Here is a 19,071-nt window from a genome sequence, read left to right on the forward strand (position 1 = left end):
GGACATCCTGCTGCCCGAGGCGTGAGCCGGTCCCGCAGGCCCTCACCTGCGGCGGACGCCCGCCTCCTCGCGGTACTCGCCGAGGACGAGCACGTCGAAGGCGGCGCCGACGAAGACCTTGACGGCGCGCAGGGCGTCGCCGAGGCGGTGGCGGTGGGGGTGAAGGTCGGACAGGGGGGTCGCGCCGGACGGGCGACCGGGGGCTGGGGTGAGGGTCGCTGCACTCATGTCTCCATGGTGCGCGCCACGGCATAAAGGGGGCATCGGTCCCAGGTCCCCATTCGGCGTACTCCCTGGGTACCCCTGTGGGCGGGGGTGTCCCCTACGGGAAGGAGGCGCGCCCTCAGGGGTAGCGGGTAATTGCGTTGGCGCGCCGTCGGCCGCTCACCTAGAATCTCCGCTCTTGCCCGCCTCCCCTCGGAGCGCCGCCGTCCGGACGGAAACCGGACGGCAATCGCCGTAGCCCACCCCCAGCCGGCCCGGAGGCACCCCCTTGTCCACGCCGCCCTCGTCCCGCACGTCCGTCGACGACGATCCCCTCGCCCGCGAACGCGGCCATCTCGCGTCCTCCCGTGCCGCCCTGCGCGCGATGCGGGAGGACGTCGAGTCCCTCGACATCAGCGACGTCACCGCGAACTGGGTCAACGCCCAGATCCTGGAGCGGCAGATCGGGGAACGGATCAAGGCGCTGGCCGATCTCAGCGAGACCCCGCTGTTCTTCGGGCGGCTCGACTACCTGCACGCTCCCGGCGCGGACCGGGCGGAGGGCGCGGAGGGGGAGAAGTTCTACATCGGGCGTCGCCATGTGCACGACGGCGATGGCGACCCCATGGTCATCGACTGGCGTGCGCCGGTGTCGCAGCCGTTCTACCGGGCGTCGAAGAAGGACCCGATGGACGTCGGGCTGCGCCGCCGCTTCGGCTACACCCGCGGGGACATCACGGCGTACGAGGACGAGCATCTGTCCGACCCGCAGGATCCGTCGGTGGCCGCCGCCACCAGCAAGCTGCTCCAGCAGGAGATCGAGCGGCCGCGGGTGGGCCCGATGCGGGACATCGTCGCCACCATCCAGCCCGAGCAGGACGAGATCGTGCGCAGCGGGCTGGGCGGCACGGTGTGCGTGCAGGGCGGTCCGGGGACCGGAAAGACGGCGGTCGGCCTGCACCGGGTGGCGTATCTGCTGTACGCCCACCGTGAGCGGCTCGCGCGCACCGGCACGCTGGTCATCGGGCCCAACAAGTCCTTCCTCCATTACATCGAGCAGGTGCTGCCGGCGCTGGGCGAGCTGACGGTCCGCCAGGGCACGGTGGACGACCTGGTGGCCCATGTGGAGGTGCGGGGCGAGGACGACGCGGCGGCGGCGCTCGTCAAGGGCGACGCGAGGATGGCGCGGGTGCTGCGGCGGGCCGTCTACGCGCAGGTGCGGATGCCGTCCGAGCCGGTCGTCGTGGTGCGCGGGTCGCGGCGCTGGCGGGTTGCGGCGTACGAACTCGAGGAGATGGTGCGGGAGTTGCTCGGCCGGGACATCCGGTACGGGGCCGCCCGCGAGGCCCTGCCGCAGCGCATCGCGCACGCAGTGCTGGTGCAGATGGAACGCTCGGGCGAGGCCCCGGACGACCGGGTGCAGGACGCCGTGGCCCGCAACAGCGCGGTGAAGGCGGCGGTGAAGGAGGTCTGGCCGGTCGTCGACCCGGCGAAGCTGGTGCTGCGGCTGCTGACGGACGCGGAGTTCCTCGCCGAGCACGCGGAGGGCGTGCTGAGCGAGCAGGAGCAGAAGACGATCCTGGCGGTGAAGCCTGCGCGGTCCGTGAAGGCCGCCAGGTGGTCGGCGGCGGACGCGGTGCTGATCGACGAGGCGAGGGACCTGGTGGAGCGCACGCACTCGCTCGGCCATGTGGTCCTCGACGAGGCGCAGGACCTGTCGCCCATGCAGTACCGGGCGGTCGGCCGTCGCTGCACGACGGGTTCGGCGACCGTGCTGGGCGATCTGGCGCAGGGCACCACCCCGTGGGCGACCCGCAGCTGGGAGGAGGCCCTCGGGCACCTCGGCAAGGCGGACGCGGTGGTAGAGGAGCTGACGGCCGGTTTCCGCGTCCCCACGGACGTGATCGTCTACGCCTCCCGGCTGCTGCCGCACATCGCGCCGGGCCTCACGCCGGTCGCGTCGGTCCGTGAGAACCCCGGCTTCTTCGACGTCCGGGAGGTCGCGGACACGGCGGACGTCGTCGCGGCCTGCGAGGAGCTGCTGCGCAACGAGGGCTCGACGGGGCTGATCGCGGCCGACGCCCGGATCCCGGCGCTGGCCGAGGCGCTGGCGGCGGCAGGCGTCCCCTGGCTGGCCCCGGGCGAGGAGACGACGGCCGAGACCCGCCTCACCCTGGTCCCGGCGTCGCTGGCCAAGGGTCTGGAGTACGACTACGTCGTCCTGGACGAACCGCAGGCCGTGGTCGACGGGGAGCCCGACGAACGGACGGGCCTGCGCCGCCTGTACGTGGCCCTGACCCGAGCGGTCTCCGGCCTCCTCGTCACCCACACGGCCCCCCTCCCCCGCCAACTCACCTGACCGACCGCGCCCCCTCCTCAGCCGCCCCCGGAGCCGACGGGGCGGCCGAGTCACGGGCGGCCGAGTCACGGGCGGCTGACCCGGGCGGGCCGTCGGCTCAGTCGACGCGCCCGGCCGGTCCGCCGGCCTGCGCCGCCGGCTCGGCCTGCGCCGCCGGCTCGGGGCGTTCGGCGTCCACCGCTCGGCGCCACTCGCGCACGGCGTGTGCCGACACCGGGCCGGACCAGCCGTGCGGGCGGGCCGCGCCGCCGATGTGGAACGCGTCGATCCCGGCGTCCCGCAGCCGCGGGAGGTGGTCGAGGCGCAGGCCGCCGCCGACGAGGAGGCGCTGCTCGTAGCCCTGGTCACCGTGCCGGGCGGCCTCGGCGAGCAGGGTGGGCAGGCCCGCGTCGACCCCGGCCGGGGAGCCCGCGGTGAGGTAGGCGTCCAGTCCGGGCAGGCCGTCCAGCTGCTTGCGCAGGGCGTCGCGGTCGGCGGCGTGGTCGAGGGCGCGGTGGAAGGTCCAGCGGCAGCCGTCCAGCCCGGCGACGATCCGCTCCACCGCGGCCAGGTCCACCGCGCCCTCCTGGTCGAGGAAGCCGAGCACGAACTCCCGCGCGCCCGCCGCCCGCAGATCGGCGGCGGCCCGCACGAGGCGGTCGACGTCCCCGGCCGCGAAGCCGTCGGACAGCCGCAGCATGACGCGCAGGGAGAGGTCGACGGCGGCCCGGACGGCGGCGAACACCGCGACCGGCGGAGTGAGCCCGTCGGCGGCCATCTCGGTGACCAGCTCGAGGCGGTCCGCGCCTCCGGCCTGGGCGGCGACCGCGTCCTCGGCGTCGAGAGCGATCACCTCCAGAACTGCACGCTTGCTCATGGGTCCCCATTCGTCGGCGTTCGATCGGCGTTCATCGGCGTTCATCGGCGTTCGTCTGCGGCGGTCGCGGCGCCTCGTCCCGCTCCCGTCACCCGGTATAGGTCTAGTCCAATTTAAGAATACGCGGGTCGGCGGGACAATGAGGCCATGGCCGATCTCGACGCGCTGCGCACCCGTTTCAGCCACGCCCTGGAAGGGGTCCGGGGCCCCGGCGGCGGCCCCGACCCCGCGCCCTACGCAGACGCCCTCCTCGCCCGCTGGCAGGAGCCGCAGCGCCGTTACCACACGCTGACCCACCTCACCGACGTCCTCGACCGCGTCGACGTCCTCCAGGCGCACGCCTCCGACCCGGACGTCGTCCGGCTGGCCGCCTGGTTCCACGACGCCGTCTACCTCCCCGACCGCTCCGAGAACGAGGAGCGCTCCGCCCGTCTCGCCGAGCGCGCCCTCGCCGAGGCCCGCGCGCCCGCGGAGAAGACGGCCGAGGTCGCACGGCTCGTCCGGCTCACGGTCACCCACGACCCGGCCGACGACGACCCCGACGGCCGGGTGCTGTGCGACGCCGACCTCGCGGTCCTCGCCTCGCCGCCGTCCGCCTACGCCGCCTACACCGCCGCGGTCCGCGAGGAGTACTCCTTCGTGCCGAACGACGCCTTCCGGGCCGGCCGTTCGGACGTCCTGCGTCAACTCCTCGCCCTGCCCCGGCTGTTCAGGACGCCGTACGGGAGCGAACACTGGGAGGAGACGGCCCGCTACAACCTGCGGGGCGAGCTGGAGCTGCTGGCCTCATGACCGCCGCCGCGCACCTGCCCGCCGCCCCGCGCATCCCCGCAGGTCGGCTCACCCTCGTGGGCGTCTCCCCCACGGTCGCCGCGGGACTGCGGGCGGGCGGCGGCGGGGGCTTCGACTGGCTCGGCGGCTCCCCGTTCGAGGGCACCCGGGACGCCGCCGGAATGCTGACCACGGCGTACGCGGCCGGCGTGCACCGCCCGGAGTTCGGCCTGTACGTCCTCGTACGGCGGTCGGACGGCCTGGCCGTCGGCAGCATGGGCTTCCACGCCGCTCCCGACGACGACGGCCGCACGGAGATCGGATACGACCTGGTCGAGGCCGCCCGCGGCCGGGGTTACGCGACCGAGGCGCTGCGCGCGCTCGCCGGATGGGCGCTGGCACGGGACGACGTCCGACGCCTGTTCGCGGTCGTCGAACACGCCAACGCCCCCTCGCGGGCCGTGCTCGAACGGGCCGGCTTCGTCCGGGTCGGCGAAGGCGAGGGGGAGTACGCGTATGAGCTGCGCGGCCGACCGCAGCTGGCGTAGCCGGGGCCGATCTTCGTCGCTTTGCCTCCCGGCGCACGCCCTCCGCTTCGGATAATTCCGACACGGCCGCGCCGCGCGCGGTCGCGCACGCCGGGGGAAAACGGGGGAACGCCATGAGTACGACCGGCCCGTCCACGCCACCGGATCCCCCCGCCCCCCACCGGCTGGCCCGGCAGAGCGTGCGGTGGGCCATCATCGGGGTCGTCGTCAGCTCGGTGCTCGCCGTCGTGGGGCTCTACCAGACGTCCCACGGGGGCGGGGGCGGTGGAACCGGCGGCTCGAGCTCCGGTTCCGGTTCGGTTTCCGGTTCCGTTTCCGGCGGCGACTCCGGCTCGGGCTCCACTTCGGGCGACGGCGGCACGGACGGGACGACGACGGACGGCGCCGCCGAGGGAACGACCGACGGAACAACGGCCGGCGGGACCACGGCCGGCGGCACCTCCGGCACCTCCGGCACCTCCGGCTCCGGCGGGACGTCCGACGGCGGAGGCACCACCGACGACGACGTGAGCGACGGGCTGACCGCGGACGAGCGCGCCCTGCGCGACACGCTCAACACCGACCAGTGGTCGCGCGACAGCTGCGCGCACACCGAGTGGCGGGGCGCGGACGCCGCCCTGTACTGCACGGTGACCACGGTCGACCAGTACGGCGTCTCCGGCTCCGGCAAGGCGAGCGTCATCATGTACGGGACCAAGTCCGCCCGCGACGCCGTCTTCCAGTCCTACGCCGCCCGGCTGCAGCCCGGCGACTGCGAGGCGCGGACCAACGCCTACGGCACCTGGCGCGAGAACAACACCGGCGACTCCGCGGGGGACGTCGTCTGCTTCCTGTCGTCCACCGGGCAGTACGTCTTCCTCTGCTCGTACTACGACCGTCCCGCGCTGGTCCAGATCAGCGGCCCCGACCACACGAGCCTCGCGGCCTGGTGGCACACCATGGAACCGGTCTTCAGCAGCTGACGACGCCGTCCCCGGGGCCGCCGTCCCGGTCCCCGTCGCGGCCGCCCTTGCGCCGGCGCAGGCCGGACTCCGTCAGCAGCCGCACCACCTCACGGCTGCTCACCTCGACCGCGCCGGCCGCCACCACCTCGTCGTAGCGGGGGGGACGGGATGTCGTAGTGGTCACGCTCGAAGGCCCTCCGCGGGACGCCCAACCGGTCGGCGAACGCCTGCAGTTCGGCATAGGAGACGTCGCTGACCAGGTGCGACCACATCCGGCCGTGCCCCGGCCAGTCCGGCGGGTCGATGTAGACGGTCATGAGCGCCTCACGAGGACGGCCCGCCTCCCATGGCCGACCCCAGCGAGCCCACCGAGGCGACCTTCACGCCCGCCTTGTGGCACACCCAGTGCGGGTCGGGACCCAGTTCGGGCTCGACGTCGAGGGCGTGCGGGTCGCCGGAGCCGCAGACCGGACACAGCGGCCACCGCCCGTACCGCTCCAGCAGCGCGTCCTGCACGTCCTGGGCGACCAGACCGGCCACGAACGCCGCGCCGTCCGGCCACTGCTCGACCCACCAGCGGCGCTGCACGACCGAGTCCTCGACCATCGACACGACGTCCGCCGCCGCGACCTCGCCCGAGGCCAGGTCGGCGAGCACCAGGGCACGCGCCGTGTGCAAGGTCTGTTCCAGGGGGCTCGTGGGGTCCATGCCCCCATTGTGCGCACTCCCGGCCCGCTCCCGGCCCGCTCCCGGACAGACAATACGTTCCATGCGGCGGCGAGGCCGGCCCCGGCCTCACGCCGGCCTCGCCGGAGAGCTGCGCAACGGGCTCCGGCCGCGTCGTGCGAGGCGTCGGCGCACCGCCACCGGTAGATGTTGCGGGGCCCCTGCCGACGAGAGAACCGGAATCGCCATGACCTCCAGTGCCGGCTCCCAGGATCTGCGCACCGCGCTCGACACCCTCACCACCGAGGCCTTCCGCCCCGACCTCGCCGAGATCGACCGCCTCCCCACCCTCGACATCGCCCGGCTGATGAACGCGGAGGACGCCGGTGTCGCCGCCGCCGTGGCCACACAGCTCCCGCGCATCGCCGCCGTCGTCGACGCGACGGCGACGCGGATGGCGCGCGGCGGGCGGCTGGTCTACGCGGGCGCGGGCACCGCCGGACGGCTCGGCGTGCTCGACGCCTCCGAGTGCCCGCCCACCTTCGGCACCGCCCCCGGCCGGGTCGTCGGGGTGATCGCGGGCGGGCCGCAGGCCATGACCGTCCCGGTCGAGGGCGCCGAGGACTCCCCCGAGCTCGCCGAGGCTGATCTCGCGGCGCTCTCCCTCACCCCCGACGACACCGTGATCGGCGTCTCCGCCTCGGGCCGCACCCCGTACGCCGTCGGCGCGGTGCGGCACGCCCGCGCCCGGGGCGCCCTGACCGTCGCTCTGGCCTGCAACGCGGGCAGCGAGCTGGCCACCGCCGCCGAGCACGCGATCGAGGTGGTGGTGGGCCCCGAGCTGCTCACCGGCTCGACCCGGCTGAAGGCGGGCACCGCGCAGAAACTGGTGCTGAACATGGTCTCGACGATCACGATGATCCGGCTGGGCAAGACGTACGGGAACCTGATGGTGGACGTCCGCGCCACCAACGACAAGCTGCGCGCCCGGTCGCGGCGGATCGTCGCCCTGGCGACGGGCGCGGCGGACGACGAGATCGAGGCGGCGCTCGCGGCGGCGGACGGCGAGGTGAAGGCCGCGATCCTGGTGGTGCTGGCGGGGGTGGACGGGCCGGCCGCCGCCCGCCTTCTGGAGGAGTCCGGGGGACATCTGCGCGCCGCTCTCACCGCGGCGGGCGACTGACCCGCACGCTCGGGGGGTGCGCATCGACTCCTCCTCCACAGCCGCCGCGATCCTGCCCCTCGTGGGCGGCCCCGCGAACGTCGTCTCCGTCACCCACTGCATGACCCGGCTGCGACTGGATCTCGCCGATCCGTCCCGGGCGGACGAGGAGGCGCTGCGGGCGGTGCCCGGGGTGCTCGGGGTCGTGGTGGCCGACGGCGCCTTCCAGGTGGTCCTCGGGCCGGGCGTGGTGACGCGGGTGACGGCCGACTTCGAGAAGCTGACGGCCGCACACCGGCTGGCGGCGCGCGGCGCCGGGCTGAAGGCGCGGCAGCGCGAGCGCGACGCGACCCCGCTGAAGAGCGCCCTGCGCCGCCTCGCCGCCGTCTTCGTCCCCCTCGTCCCGGCCCTCGTCGGCTGCGGGATCCTGGCCGGCGTCAACGGCCTGCTCCTCAACGCGGGCCTGCTCCCGGGGCTCACGCCGGCGCTGACCGCCGTCGCCTCCGGCTTCATGGCGCTGATCGCCGTGTTCGTGGGCCACAACACGGCGAAGGAGTTCGGCGGCACACCGGTCCTGGGCGGCGCGGTCGCGGCGATCGTCGTGTATCCGGGGGTCGCGAAGGTGACGGCGTTCGGGGTGACGCTCGCTCCCGGCCAGGGCGGCGTCCTCGGCGCGCTGGCGGCCGCGCTGCTGGCGACGTACGTGGAGAGGCTGTGCCGGGGCCGGGTCCCGGAGACGCTGGACGTCCTCCTCACCCCCGCCCTGACGGTCCTGGTGGCCGGCCTCGGCACCCTGTACGGGCTGATGTACGCGGCCGGCGCGGTCTCGGCGGCCATCGGCACGGCGGCGAACTGGCTGCTGACGACGACGGGCGCCCTCGCCGGCCTGCTGCTCGGCGGGCTCTTCCTGCCGCTGGTGATGCTGGGCCTCCACCAGGCCCTGATCCCCGTCCACACCACGCTCATCGAGCAGCAGGGGTACACGGTCCTGCTGCCGGTGCTGGCGATGGCGGGCGCGGGCCAGGTCGGCGCGGCGGCGGCGGTGTACGTCCGGTTGCGTGACCACGCGGTGCTGCGGGCGACGATCAGGTCGGCGCTCCCCGCCGGGCTGCTGGGCGTCGGCGAACCGCTGATCTACGGGGTGTCGCTGCCGCTGGGCCGCCCCTTCCTCACCGCCTGCGCGGGCGGCGCGGCCGGCGGCGCCTTCATCGGGTTGTTCGCGATGCTCGGCGACCGGGTCGGGGCGACGGCGATCGGCCCGTCCGGCTGGGCCCTGTTCCCGCTGCTGGCGGGCGACCGGGGGCCGGGCGCCACGGCGGCGGTCTACGCGGGCGGTCTGCTGACGGGATACGCGGTCGGCTTCGCCGCCACCTACCTCTTCGGCGGCGTCCGAGCGGCGGCCGCGGCCCTCTCCCCCACGACCACGGCCACGGCCGAGCCCGGCCCGGCCAACCCGAGCGACAGGACGACCATCTCGACCGACGCGGCACCCGTGACCACCACGACCGCCCCACCCGGCACAGCCACCCCGGCCCCGTGACCGACACGACCGACCCGGCGACCCCACCCGGCACGACCACCCCGCCCGGGACGGCCGCCGCGACTGCCACGGGCACCCCGCCCGGCACGGCCGCCGACAGGTCCGAGTCGGGGCGGCGGGGCGAGCCGCCGGCCCCGCCCACGCCCCGAGTCCGCCGCGGGCTCCGGCCGGCGAGGGCTCCGACCGGCGAAGGCCGTCGTCCGGCGCGAGCCCTACCCTTGGGGCCATGAACCACGCCCAGCTCACCGCGCTCGGCCGTGCCCTCCGTGTGCTCGGCGAACACGGGGACGCCCTCACCACCGACACCCCGGACGCCCGGCTGCACGAGGTCAAGGCCGATCTGCGGCGTGCGCTGGAGCTGCTGGACGACAGCGTGGTCGGCGCGGCCCCGACCACCCGCTGCGCCGAACACCCGCACGGCCCGGTCGACAAGGCCGCCGCCGACCTGTGCCTGCTGTGCGAGACGCGCCGCCGGGCGGCTCGGCGCGCCGAGTTCAACGGCCCGCCGCCGCAGACGCCCCCCACCGCCCCCGCCCCTTCGCGGTACGGCACCCGCGCCGACCGCCCTCAGCCCCAGCAGCGCTGGCTGGCGGAGCTGTGGAACGGCCAGGAGTGGCAGCTCTGCGGAACACCGCGGCGGGACCGGCGCGAGGCGGAGCTGTACATCGCCGCCCTGCGCCGGGGGTCCCGTCCCGCGATGGCCTACCGCCTCGTGCACGAGTTCACCGACTACGAGGTCCTGCGGATCTGGGGCACCCCGGTGAAGGTCGACATCGAGCCGCTCGGCAACCTCTGAGCGACCCCGTCCCCCCGGACGGCACAGCCGGGGAGCGTCGACGCTCGTCGGCGCTCAGCTCAGGGTGCGCAGCGCGGCGGCGTCGTAGGGCTTCAGCTCGTCGAGACGGCCGCCGAGCACCTTGGCCGCCCACTCCGGGTCCTGGAGCAGCGCACGGCCGACGGCCACCATGTCGAACTCGTCGCGCTCCAGACGGTCCAGGAGGTCGTCGATCCCCTTGACCGGCGCGCCCTCGCCCGCGAAGCCCCGGAGGAAGTCGCCGTCGAGGCCGACCGAGCCGACCGTGATGGCGGGCTTGCCGGTGAGCTTCTTCGTCCAGCCCGCGAGGTTGAGGTCGGAGCCGTCGAACTCGGGGAGCCAGTAGCGGCGGGTGGAGGCGTGGAAGGCGTCGACGCCGGCGGCGGCGAGCGGGGCGAGGAGGGCCTCCAGCTCCTCCGGGGTCTCGGCGAGACGGGCGTCGTAGGCGTCCGACTTCCACTGCGAGTAGCGGAAGACGACCGGGAACTCGGCGGAGACGGTCGCGCGGACGGCGGCCACGATCTCGGCGGCGAACTTCGTGCGGGCCACCAGGTCGCCGCCGTAGGCGTCGGTCCGGCGGTTGGTGCCGGCCCACAGGAACTGGTCGAGGAGGTAGCCGTGGGCGCCGTGCAGCTCGACGCCGTCGAATCCGATGCGCTCGGCGGCGGCCGCGGCCTCGGCGAACGCGCCGATGACGTCGTCCAGGTCGCGCTGGGTCATCGCCTTGCCGGTGCCCTCGGTGCCGTCCAGCCGGATGCCGGAGGGCCCGACGGCGGGCGCGTCCGCGTACGGCGGCTCACCCTGCTTGCGCACCATCCCGATGTGCCACAGCTGCGGCACGATCTTCCCGCCGCCCGCGTGCACGGCTTCGGCGACCTTCGCCCAGCCCGCGAGCTGCTCCGTCCCGTGGAACCGGGGTACCCGGTCGCTCTGCCCGGCGGAGTCGTGCCCGACGTAGGTGCCCTCGGTGACGATGAGGCCGACACCGGCGGCGGCGCGCCGACCGTAGTACGACACGACGTCCTCGCCGGGGACGCCGTCCGGGGAGAACATGCGCGTCATGGGGGCCATGACGATGCGGTTCGGGACGGTCAGCCCGTTGATGGACACCGGCCGGGACAGGATCTCGGCGGCGCGCGACGCGGCAGGCGGGGTGATGCTCACGTGGGGGACTCCTCGGGACGACGTTGAACCGGCTGGTATGTGCACACGCATCGAGTGCTCCCATCCACAACCCCGCCACCCCCGACCGCATTCCGGCCGCCTCCCGCATCCCCACGTGATCCCGGACACGCTCCTCTCAGGGAACGGTCCCGCGCTCCACCACCCACTCCGCGGACCGGCCGGTGATCCGGGCGATGTGCTCGAGGTCCCCGCCGTGGCGCAGCGCGTCACGGTTCAGCCGGCGCACCCGCTCGCGCAGCACATCGCCCGGCGCCGCCTCTTCCACGTCCTCCGGCAGACGGTCCCACTCCCGTCCGCCACCCACCGGCCCCAGCTGCACCCGCCCGCCCACGTGCTCCATGACCTCCCCGATCCGCAGGAGGTCGCCCCCGGCCACCCCGCCTCATCCCCGTCCAGGACTCCAGAATCCCCCTAGGCCCGAAGCTCGCGTTCCGGGCGGAGGCGTGGTCCGCGTTCGTGGAGAACCTCGAGGTGGGCTGATCCGCACCCGCCCCGAAGCTCAAGCGTCCAGCTCCGAGCCCTCTTTGCTTGGATTGGGCGGCCATCGCCGCGTACGTCGACCGGCTCCCCGACGGCACCGGCATCTCCGTGAGGACGCTGGCCAAGCAGCTCCCGTACGGACAGTGCGCGCTCCGAACCGCCCTCAACCGCATCCAGCAGGCCGGGCATCTGAGGCGGGGCCGGGAACGGCTGGAGACGGCCTCGGGCGAATTCCGCTGGATCACCCGAACGTGGTTCACCCGTACCGCGCGTGACGACGGCTGGTGGGCGACGTCGGGCGCGACCCTCGAGCTTCCACCGCCCGTGAGCGTCACCCTCGACACCGAGCCCCTCAAGAGGTACGCCCGCTGAAACGCCCGAGGGCGGTACCCCCAGCCGTAGCTGGGGGTACCGCCCTCGGATCGAAGGACAGTCGATCAACCGGAACCGGTCGATCAGAAGTCCATGTCACCGCCCGGCATGCCGCCGCCGGCGGGCGCGGCGGCCTTCTCCGGCTTGTCGGCGATGACGGCCTCGGTGGTGAGGAACAGCGCGGCGATGGAGGCGGCGTTCTGCAGGGCGGAGCGCGTCACCTTCGCCGGGTCGATGATGCCCTCGGCGATCATGTCGACGTACTCGCCGGTCGCGGCGTTCAGGCCGTGGCCGACCTGGAGGTTGCGGACCTTCTCCACGACGACGCCACCCTCGAGACCACCGTTGACGGCGATCTGCTTGAGCGGGGCCTCGAGCGCGATGCGCACGGCGTTGGCGCCGGTCGCCTCGTCACCCTCGAGCTCCAGCTTCTCGAAGACGGCGGAGGCCTGGATGAGCGCCACGCCACCACCGGCGACGATGCCCTCCTCGACGGCGGCCTTCGCGTTGCGGACGGCGTCCTCGATGCGGTGCTTGCGCTCCTTGAGCTCCACCTCGGTGGCGGCGCCGGCCTTGATGACCGCGACACCGCCGGCGAGCTTCGCCAGGCGCTCCTGCAGCTTCTCGCGGTCGTAGTCCGAGTCGCTGTTCTCGATCTCGGCGCGGATCTGGTTGACCCGGCCCGCGACCTGGTCCGAGTCGCCGGCACCGTCGACGATGGTCGTCTCGTCCTTGGTGATGACGACCTTGCGGGCCTTGCCGAGCAGGTCGAGGGTCGTGTTCTCGAGCTTGAGACCGACCTCCTCGGAGATGACCTCGCCGCCGGTGAGGATGGCGATGTCGTTCAGCATCGCCTTGCGGCGGTCGCCGAAGCCCGGGGCCTTGACCGCGACGGACTTGAAGGTGCCGCGGATCTTGTTGACGACCAGGGTCGACAGGGCCTCGCCCTCGACGTCCTCGGCGATGATCAGCAGCGGCTTGCCGCCCTGCATGACCTTCTCGAGGAGCGGGAGCAGGTCCTTGACGTTGGCGATCTTGGAGTTCGCGATCAGGATGTACGGGTCGTCGAGGACGGCCTCCATACGCTCCATGTCGGTGGCGAAGTACGCCGAGATGTAACCCTTGTCGAAGCGCATGCCCTCGGTGAGCTCGAGCTCCAGACCGAAGGTCTGCGACTCCTCGACCGTGATGACGCCTTCCTTGCCGACCTTGTCCATCGCCTCGGCGATGAGCTCGCCGATCTGGGTGTCGGCGGCGGAGATGGAGGCCGTGGAGGCGATCTGCTCCTTGGTCTCGACATCCTTCGCCTGCTCGAGCAGGGCGCCGGAGACGGCCTCGACGGCCTTCTCGATGCCGCGCTTGAGAGCCATCGGGTTGGCGCCGGCGGCTACGTTGCGCAGGCCTTCCTTGACGAGGGCCTGGGCGAGGACGGTCGCGGTGGTCGTGCCGTCACCGGCGACGTCGTCCGTCTTCTTCGCGACTTCCTTGACCAGCTCGGCGCCGATCTTCTCGTACGGGTCCTCGAGCTCGATCTCCTTGGCGATGGAGACACCATCGTTGGTGATCGTGGGGGCGCCCCACTTCTTCTCGAGGACGACGTTGCGGCCCTTGGGGCCGAGCGTCACCTTGACGGCGTCCGCGAGCTGGTTCATGCCGCGCTCGAGGCCGCGCCGCGCCTCCTCGTCGAACGCGATGATCTTGGCCATGTGAAGTGGTCCCTCCAGGACTGGGGGTGATTCCTTCGGACCGCGCCCGCGCCCGCGACGGACGGCTCGCCGGCCGGGTGGTTCCTTGCCCCACCTGGCCTGCGGGCCTCACCGACCCGGTCCTTCGTTGTCACTCTCACCTTCAGAGTGCTAACGCCAATGATTAGCACTCGCCCCTGCCGAGTGCAAGCGCCTCGGGACGATCCGCAGGTGAACAGGGGGCGTCCGGTCCCGCCGCGCGCCCGCCGGCCGGGATCGGGGGGCGGGGTCGGTGTTCGGAGGTCGGGGAGGCCACCCCGGGGGGCCGCCCAGTCCCCGGGCATGCCGAAGGGCTCGCGCCCCGGGAGGCGCGAGCCCTTCGAAGATGAAACAGAAGAACGACGCTGTCAGTCGGCGCGTGCTTCAGCCGGTCGCGAGCCGGACCATGTCCGCCTGCGGCCCCTTCTGGCCAGCCGAGATCTCGAAATCGACTCGCTGACCCTCCTCCAGGGTGCGGTAGCCGTCCATCTGAATCGCGCTGTAGTGGACGAAAACATCCGCACCACCGTCGACCGCGATGAAGCCGTACCCCTTCTCCGCGTTGAACCACTTGACGGTGCCCTGAGCCATGCCTAACTCCCCTATTACTGGCCCTTGCACAGACCCGCACTTCGCGGATCCGGGTCAGACCTCACCCCCCATTGGTTGGGGGCGTGCGCCGGAACGCGTCGACCGAGGCCGAATGTAGCTGTCCAACTGCCCTCTGCAACAGGTCACTCGGACGAGAATTCTGGACGCAAGGGATCCGGAATGTGGCGAGAATTCGCCTGAATTCAGGGCAAGTCGGGCCCTGCAAAAGCCACAAAAGCCACAAAAGCAGCACGCACTTTGGCTGCTTCTTGTCGGGCGCGGGCGAAAAGAAAAGGCTCCGGAGCCGGTGATCAGGACCCGGTTCCCCAACTGTATCGCGCTCAACCACACTGAATTGCCCCCTCCGCTTCTATCGCGGAGAGGGCAATTTCATGAACTCTCGGTAATCACTATTACCGACGGTTACTACCGGCGGGTACTGACCAGCGGTCAGCCACCGGCGACGGCGGGAATGATCGAGATCCCGGCGCCGGGCGGAGTCGCCGTCTCGAGACCCTGCTCGAAGCGGACGTCGTCGTCGTTCACGTACACGTTGACGAACCGGCGCAGCTTGCCCTGGTCGTCCAGGACGCGCGCGGCGATGCCGGTGTGGTTCTTCTCCAGGTCGGAGATGACCTCGCCGAGGGTCGCGCCCTCGGCCGAGACCTCGGCCTGACCGCCGGTGTAGGTGCGCAGGATGGTCGGGATGCGAACAGTGACGCTCATGATGCGAGGCCAGCCTCTCGGAAAGAGTCCAGGTTGGGGCGGATGGTCGCGGTGAGTCCGGTGCCGGCCACCGCGTCCAGGGTCTTCAGTCCGTCACCGGTGTTCAGGACGACGGTGGTCTTCGTCGGGTCCAGCAGACCGTTCTCGATCAACTTCTTCGTCACGCCCACGGTCACGCCGCCGGCCGTCTCCGCGAAGATGCCCTCGGTGCGCGCCAGCAGCTTGATCGCGTCGACGACCTGCTCGTCGTTCACGTCCTCCACCGCGCCGCCGGTCCGCCGCGCGATGTCGAGGACGTACGGGCCGTCCGCCGGGTTGCCGATGGCCAGCGACTTGGCGATGGTGTTCGGCTTCTGGGGACGGACCACGTCGTGCCCGGCCTTGTAGGCGACGGACACCGGGGAGCACCCCTCCGCCTGCGCACCGAAGATCTTGTACGGCCTGTCCTCGACCAGCCCGAGCTTGATCAGCTCCTGCAGACCCTTGTCGATCTTCGTGAGCTGGGAGCCGGACGCGATGGGCACCACCAGCTGGTCGGGCAGCCGCCAGCCGAGCTGCTCGCAGATCTCGTACGCCAGCGTCTTCGAGCCCTCGGCGTAGTAGGGCCGCAGGTTGACGTTGACGAAGCCCCAGCCCTCGCCCGCCGGGTCGCCGATGAGCTCGGAGCAGAAGCGGTTGACGTCGTCGTAGTTGCCCTCGATGCCGACGAGCTCGCCGCCGTAGATCGCGGCCATGACGACCTTGCCCTGCTCCAGGTCGTGCGGGATGAACACGCACGAGCGGAAGCCGGCGCGGGCCGCGGCGGCGCCCACGGCGCCGGCCAGGTTGCCGGTGGAGGAGCAGGAGAGCGTGGTGAAGCCGAACGCGCGGGCGGCCTCGATGGCCTGGGCGACGACCCGGTCCTTGAAGGAGTGGGTCGGGTTGCCGGAGTCGTCCTTGACGAAGAGCTTGCCGGCGTCGACGCCCAGCTCGCGGGCGAGGTTGTCGGCCTGCACGAGCTTGGTCCAGCCGGGGTTGATGTTCGGCTTGCCGGCCACGTCCGCCGGGACGGGCAGCAGCGGCGCGTAGCGCCAGATGTTCGCGGGTCCCGCCTCGATACGCCTCCGCAGCTCCTCCGTGTCGTAGGAGGAGAAGTCGTACGCGATCTCGAGCGGGCCGAAACACTTCTCGCACGCGAAGACCGGACCGAGGGGGACGCGGTGGCCGCACTCGCGGCAGCTCAACGCGGTGGCCGGACCGAGGTCGACAGCGGAGGTCGTAGAGTCCGTGGTGCTTGCAACAGTCTGCGCAGCCATGTGAGGCGAGGCCCTTTCTCCTCATCTTCCTCACGACGCACTTCGCCGTGAGACGGATTTGGCACCTTCCCGAGCCGGGAGCCTCGCTGAACGATCAACACTGATCTACGAGAACCGACTGGAGGGTTGCCGGGGCTTCATCGGGCCGTGTCCCTCTGCCCCTCTGGATGAGCGGTATTCGGTTGTTGATCTGTGGGCGTCGACGACCCTGACATGCGATGGTCACCGGCGTTGTCCAAGACTGTAACCGAAGGCCAGGACAGTTGAGATAGTCGTCCGAACCGCGAGATGGATCACGCAGGACCGTCTCGCCGAGAGAGCGCAGAGGAGCCGCCGACGTGCTGGAAGAAGTCGAGCGCTGGCTGAGCACCCGTTCCTGGTCCCTGACGGACCGCCCACTGCACCGGATTCTCGCCGCCAAACAGCGCACGGGCCAGTCGGTGAGCGTCGTGCTGCCCGCGCTCAACGAGGAGGAGACGGTCGGTGAGATCGTCGCCGTGATCCGCCACGACCTCATGCGGCAGGTCCCGCTCGTCGACGAGATCGTCGTCGTCGACTCCGGATCGACCGACCGCACCTCCGAGGTGGCCGCGGCGGCGGGCGCGCGCGTCGTCCACCGCGACGAGATACTCCCCCGCATCCCGGCCGCGCCCGGCAAGGGCGAGGTGCTGTGGCGCTCGCTGCTGGTCACCCGCGGGGACGTGGTCTGCTTCATCGATGCCGACCTGCGGGAGTTCTCCTCCGACTTCGTCTCGGGGATCGTCGGCCCGCTGCTCACCGATCCGGACGTGGACCTGGTCAAGGCCATGTACGACCGTCCGCTGGGCGGCGCGGCCGGTCAGGGCGGACGCGTCACCGAGCTGATGGCCCGCCCCCTGCTCAACATGCACTGGCCGCAGCTCGCCGGGTTCGTGCAGCCGCTCGGCGGCGAGTACGCGGCCCGCCGGAGCCTGCTGGAGCAGCTGCCCTTCCCGGTGGGCTACGGCGTGGAGCTGGGCATGCTGGTCGACGCCCTGCATCTGGTGGGCCTCGACGCCCTCGCCCAGGTCGACGTCGGCGTGCGCAAGCACCGCCACCAGGACGGCCAGGCCCTGGGCCGGATGGCGGCGGCGATCTACCGCACCGCCCAGCTGCGGCTGGCCCGCGGCCACCTCGTCCGCCCCGCCCTCACCCAGTTCGAGCGCGGCCCGGACGGTTTCGAGCCGCACACCTACTCCGTCGACACGGAGGAACGGCCGCCGATGACGGACATCGCGGAGTACGCCCGCCGCAAGGTGGCCTGACCGCGTGCCCGTCCCCCGCGACAGGGCGCCGGCAGTGAGGACACGGCCGGATACGGCCCCTCCACACAGCGCGACCGTACGTTTGAGGGTTTACAGAGCGGGCTAGGTTGAGGCTTATGGCTTCCACGCACGACACGTCTGCCGCCCGGGGTGCCGAGGTGCTGGTCGCGTCCAACCGCGGTCCGGTCTCCTACGAGGTGCGCGAGGACGGCTCGCTGCACACGAAACGCGGCGGTGGCGGACTGGTCTCCGGTCTGTCGGCCATCGGCCCCGACGCGGGCGCGCTCTGGGTGTGCTCGGCGCTCTCCGACGGCGACCGCGAGGCGGTCCGGCGCGGTGTCGGCGAGGAGGGCGTGCGCATGCTGCCCGTCCCGGCCGACGTGCACGCCGACGCGTACAACGGCATCGCCAACTCGGTGCTCTGGTTCGTCCACCACCTGCTGTACCAGACCCCGCTGGAGCCCGTCTTCGACGCGGGGTTCCGCCGCCAGTGGGCGGCGTACGAGACCTACAACCGGGCCTTCGCCGAGGCGCTCGCCGAGGATGCGGCGGACGGCGCGGCGGTGCTGGTCCAGGACTACCACCTGTGTCTCGTCCCCGGCATGCTCCGCGAACTGCGCCCCGACCTGCGCATCGGGCACTTCTCGCACACGCCGTGGGCGCCCCCGGACTACTTCGCGCTGCTGCCCGACGACATCCGCGAACAGCTGCTGCGGGGCATGCTCGGCGCGGACCGGCTGGGCTTCCTCACCCGGCGCTGGGCGGACGCCTTCACCGCCTGCTGCGAGCAGTCCGTCGGGGGCCTGGCCGGCACCGAGGTCGGTGTGCACGGGCTCGGCGCGGACGCCGACTTCCTGCGCGAGCGCTCGCACCGCCCGGACGTCGAGGAGCGCATCGTGGCGCTGCGCGAGGAGATCGGCGAGGGGCGCAAGGCGATCGTCCGCGTCGACCGCACCGAGCTGTCCAAGAACATCGTGCGCGGCCTTCTGGCCTACCGGCAGCTGCTCGACGACCACCCGCAATGGCGCGAACGGGTCGTCCACGTGGCCTTCGCCTACCCCTCCCGCCAGGACCTCGCCGTCTACCGGGACTACATGGCCGAAGTGCAGCGGGTGACGGACGAGATCAACGCCGGTTACGGCACGCCCGGCTGGACCCCGGTGCTGCTGAACCTCAAGGACGACTTCGCCCGCTCCCTGGCCGCCTACCGCCTCGCGGACGTCGCGCTGGTCAACCCGATCCGCGACGGCATGAACCTGGTCGCCAAGGAGGTCCCGGTCGTCTCCGACGAGGGCTGCGCGCTGGTCCTGTCCCGGGAGGCGGGCGCGTACTGGGAGCTGCGCGAGGACGCGATCACGGTGAACCCGTACGACGTCCTGGAGACCGCCCGCGCCCTGCACGAGGCGCTGTCCATGGCGCCGGGGGAGCGGGCCGAGCGCACGAAGCGGCTGTCCGCCGCGGCGACCGCGCTGCCGCCGGCCCGCTGGTTCCTGGACCAGCTGAACGCCCTGCGCGCGACGCAGCCGGGCTGAGCGGCCGGCCGCGGCACGC

At 72.5% G+C, this 19,071-nt stretch carries 18 protein-coding genes, 3 pseudogenes and 1 riboswitch; of the genes and pseudogenes, 11 read left to right on the forward strand and 10 right to left on the reverse strand.

The features are described from left to right. Positions 1–42: 42 nt before the first annotated feature. Complete coding sequence (locus QF032_RS17995) at positions 43–228, reverse strand: hypothetical protein (RefSeq protein ID WP_307043947.1); 186 nt, start codon at positions 226–228, stop codon at positions 43–45. 361 nt (positions 229–589) lie between these two features. Between QF032_RS17995 and QF032_RS18000 the strand changes: the two genes are divergently transcribed. Further along, complete coding sequence (locus QF032_RS18000; RefSeq protein WP_307050163.1) at positions 590–2,563, forward strand: HelD family protein; 1,974 nt, start codon at positions 590–592, stop codon at positions 2,561–2,563. A 97-nt stretch (positions 2,564–2,660) separates the two neighbouring features. On the opposite strand, the gene QF032_RS18005 is transcribed toward QF032_RS18000, so the two are convergent. Further along, positions 2,661–3,419 carry a copper homeostasis protein CutC gene (locus tag QF032_RS18005; protein ID WP_307056571.1) on the reverse strand — a complete coding sequence of 253 codons (759 nt, stop codon included), beginning with the start codon at positions 3,417–3,419 and terminating at the stop codon, positions 2,661–2,663. A gap of 147 nt (positions 3,420–3,566) precedes the next feature. Here QF032_RS18005 and QF032_RS18010 point away from each other — a divergent pair, with 147 nt between their 5' ends. The 3 genes and pseudogenes from QF032_RS18010 to QF032_RS18020 all read left to right on the forward strand — a co-directional run bounded on the left by QF032_RS18010 (position 3,567) and on the right by QF032_RS18020 (position 5,700). Further along, positions 3,567–4,211 carry an HD domain-containing protein gene (locus QF032_RS18010; protein WP_307056572.1) on the forward strand — a complete coding sequence of 215 codons (645 nt, stop codon included), beginning with the start codon at positions 3,567–3,569 and terminating at the stop codon, positions 4,209–4,211. A gap of 32 nt (positions 4,212–4,243) precedes the next feature. Beyond that, positions 4,244–4,738 (forward strand): annotated as a pseudogene (locus QF032_RS18015) (GNAT family N-acetyltransferase); the annotation flags it as partial. A gap of 113 nt (positions 4,739–4,851) precedes the next feature. Further along, a complete protein-coding gene (locus QF032_RS18020) occupies positions 4,852–5,700 on the forward strand; it encodes a hypothetical protein (RefSeq protein ID WP_307056574.1) in 849 nt (282 codons plus the stop codon). Here QF032_RS18020 and QF032_RS18025 read toward each other — a convergent pair. Then, positions 5,690–5,999 (reverse strand): annotated as a pseudogene (locus tag QF032_RS18025) (DUF4031 domain-containing protein). The gene QF032_RS18020 and the pseudogene QF032_RS18025 overlap by 11 nt on opposite strands. A gap of 7 nt (positions 6,000–6,006) precedes the next feature. Then, the gene (locus QF032_RS18030) at positions 6,007–6,390 is read right to left on the reverse strand and encodes a hypothetical protein (RefSeq protein WP_306951146.1); all 384 of its coding nucleotides are present in this window, start codon (positions 6,388–6,390) and stop codon (positions 6,007–6,009) included. Between the two features lie 205 nt (positions 6,391–6,595). On the opposite strand from QF032_RS18030, the gene murQ reads away from it, so the two are divergent. From murQ to QF032_RS18045, 3 genes are all read left to right on the forward strand, one after another. After that, complete coding sequence (murQ, locus tag QF032_RS18035) at positions 6,596–7,531, forward strand: N-acetylmuramic acid 6-phosphate etherase (RefSeq protein ID WP_307056575.1); 936 nt, start codon at positions 6,596–6,598, stop codon at positions 7,529–7,531. Positions 7,532–7,547: 16 nt separating this feature from the next. After that, on the forward strand, positions 7,548–9,050 hold the full coding sequence (locus QF032_RS18040) for a PTS transporter subunit EIIC (RefSeq protein WP_307056577.1): 1,503 nt from the start codon (positions 7,548–7,550) through the stop codon (positions 9,048–9,050). A gap of 226 nt (positions 9,051–9,276) precedes the next feature. Continuing rightward, positions 9,277–9,846 (forward strand): hypothetical protein, encoded by a 570-nt coding sequence (locus QF032_RS18045; protein WP_306951140.1) that lies wholly within the window; start codon positions 9,277–9,279, stop codon positions 9,844–9,846. 54 nt (positions 9,847–9,900) lie between these two features. Here QF032_RS18045 and QF032_RS18050 read toward each other — a convergent pair whose 3' ends face one another. After that, on the reverse strand, positions 9,901–11,028 hold the full coding sequence (locus QF032_RS18050) for an NADH:flavin oxidoreductase (protein WP_306951138.1): 1,128 nt from the start codon (positions 11,026–11,028) through the stop codon (positions 9,901–9,903). 136 nt (positions 11,029–11,164) lie between these two features. After that, entirely contained in the window at positions 11,165–11,425 is a 261-nt protein-coding gene (locus QF032_RS18055; protein WP_307056579.1) for a hypothetical protein, read from the reverse strand. A gap of 29 nt (positions 11,426–11,454) precedes the next feature. Here QF032_RS18055 and QF032_RS18060 point away from each other — a divergent pair, with 29 nt between their 5' ends. Next, positions 11,455–11,529, forward strand: coding sequence for a hypothetical protein (locus tag QF032_RS18060; RefSeq protein ID WP_307050165.1), 75 nt, complete (start codon positions 11,455–11,457; stop codon positions 11,527–11,529). Positions 11,530–11,586: 57 nt separating this feature from the next. After that, positions 11,587–11,820, forward strand: a pseudogene (locus QF032_RS18065) (hypothetical protein); the annotation flags it as partial. A gap of 164 nt (positions 11,821–11,984) precedes the next feature. On the opposite strand, the gene groL reads toward QF032_RS18065, so the two are convergent. The 4 genes from groL to thrC all read right to left on the reverse strand — a co-directional run bounded on the left by groL (position 11,985) and on the right by thrC (position 16,237). Continuing rightward, positions 11,985–13,607: a chaperonin GroEL gene (gene groL / locus QF032_RS18070; protein WP_107443349.1), complete on the reverse strand. Its 1,623-nt coding sequence runs from the start codon at positions 13,605–13,607 to the stop codon at positions 11,985–11,987. 402 nt (positions 13,608–14,009) lie between these two features. Continuing rightward, positions 14,010–14,216: a cold-shock protein gene (locus QF032_RS18075; RefSeq protein ID WP_062645468.1), complete on the reverse strand. Its 207-nt coding sequence runs from the start codon at positions 14,214–14,216 to the stop codon at positions 14,010–14,012. A 450-nt stretch (positions 14,217–14,666) separates the two neighbouring features. Further along, positions 14,667–14,942 (reverse strand): MoaD/ThiS family protein, encoded by a 276-nt coding sequence (locus tag QF032_RS18080; protein WP_307043966.1) that lies wholly within the window; start codon positions 14,940–14,942, stop codon positions 14,667–14,669. Then, positions 14,939–16,237, reverse strand: coding sequence for a threonine synthase (thrC, locus tag QF032_RS18085; protein WP_307056581.1), 1,299 nt, complete (start codon positions 16,235–16,237; stop codon positions 14,939–14,941). The genes QF032_RS18080 and thrC overlap by 4 nt, the downstream gene beginning before the upstream one ends. 18 nt (positions 16,238–16,255) lie before the next feature. Then, positions 16,256–16,411: riboswitch (SAM riboswitch) on the reverse strand. 164 nt (positions 16,412–16,575) lie between these two features. On the opposite strand from thrC, the gene QF032_RS18090 reads away from it, so the two are divergent. Then, positions 16,576–17,520, forward strand: a complete 945-nt coding sequence (locus QF032_RS18090) for a glucosyl-3-phosphoglycerate synthase (RefSeq protein ID WP_307043970.1) — start codon at positions 16,576–16,578, stop codon at positions 17,518–17,520. A gap of 116 nt (positions 17,521–17,636) precedes the next feature. After that, positions 17,637–19,052, forward strand: a complete 1,416-nt coding sequence (locus QF032_RS18095) for an alpha,alpha-trehalose-phosphate synthase (UDP-forming) (RefSeq protein ID WP_307056583.1) — start codon at positions 17,637–17,639, stop codon at positions 19,050–19,052. Positions 19,053–19,071 lie beyond the last annotated feature (19 nt).

Origin of the sequence: Streptomyces achromogenes, from assembly GCF_030816715.1 — a bacterium.
In the GTDB taxonomy this organism is placed as follows: Bacteria; Actinomycetota; Actinomycetes; order Streptomycetales; family Streptomycetaceae; genus Streptomyces; species Streptomyces achromogenes_A.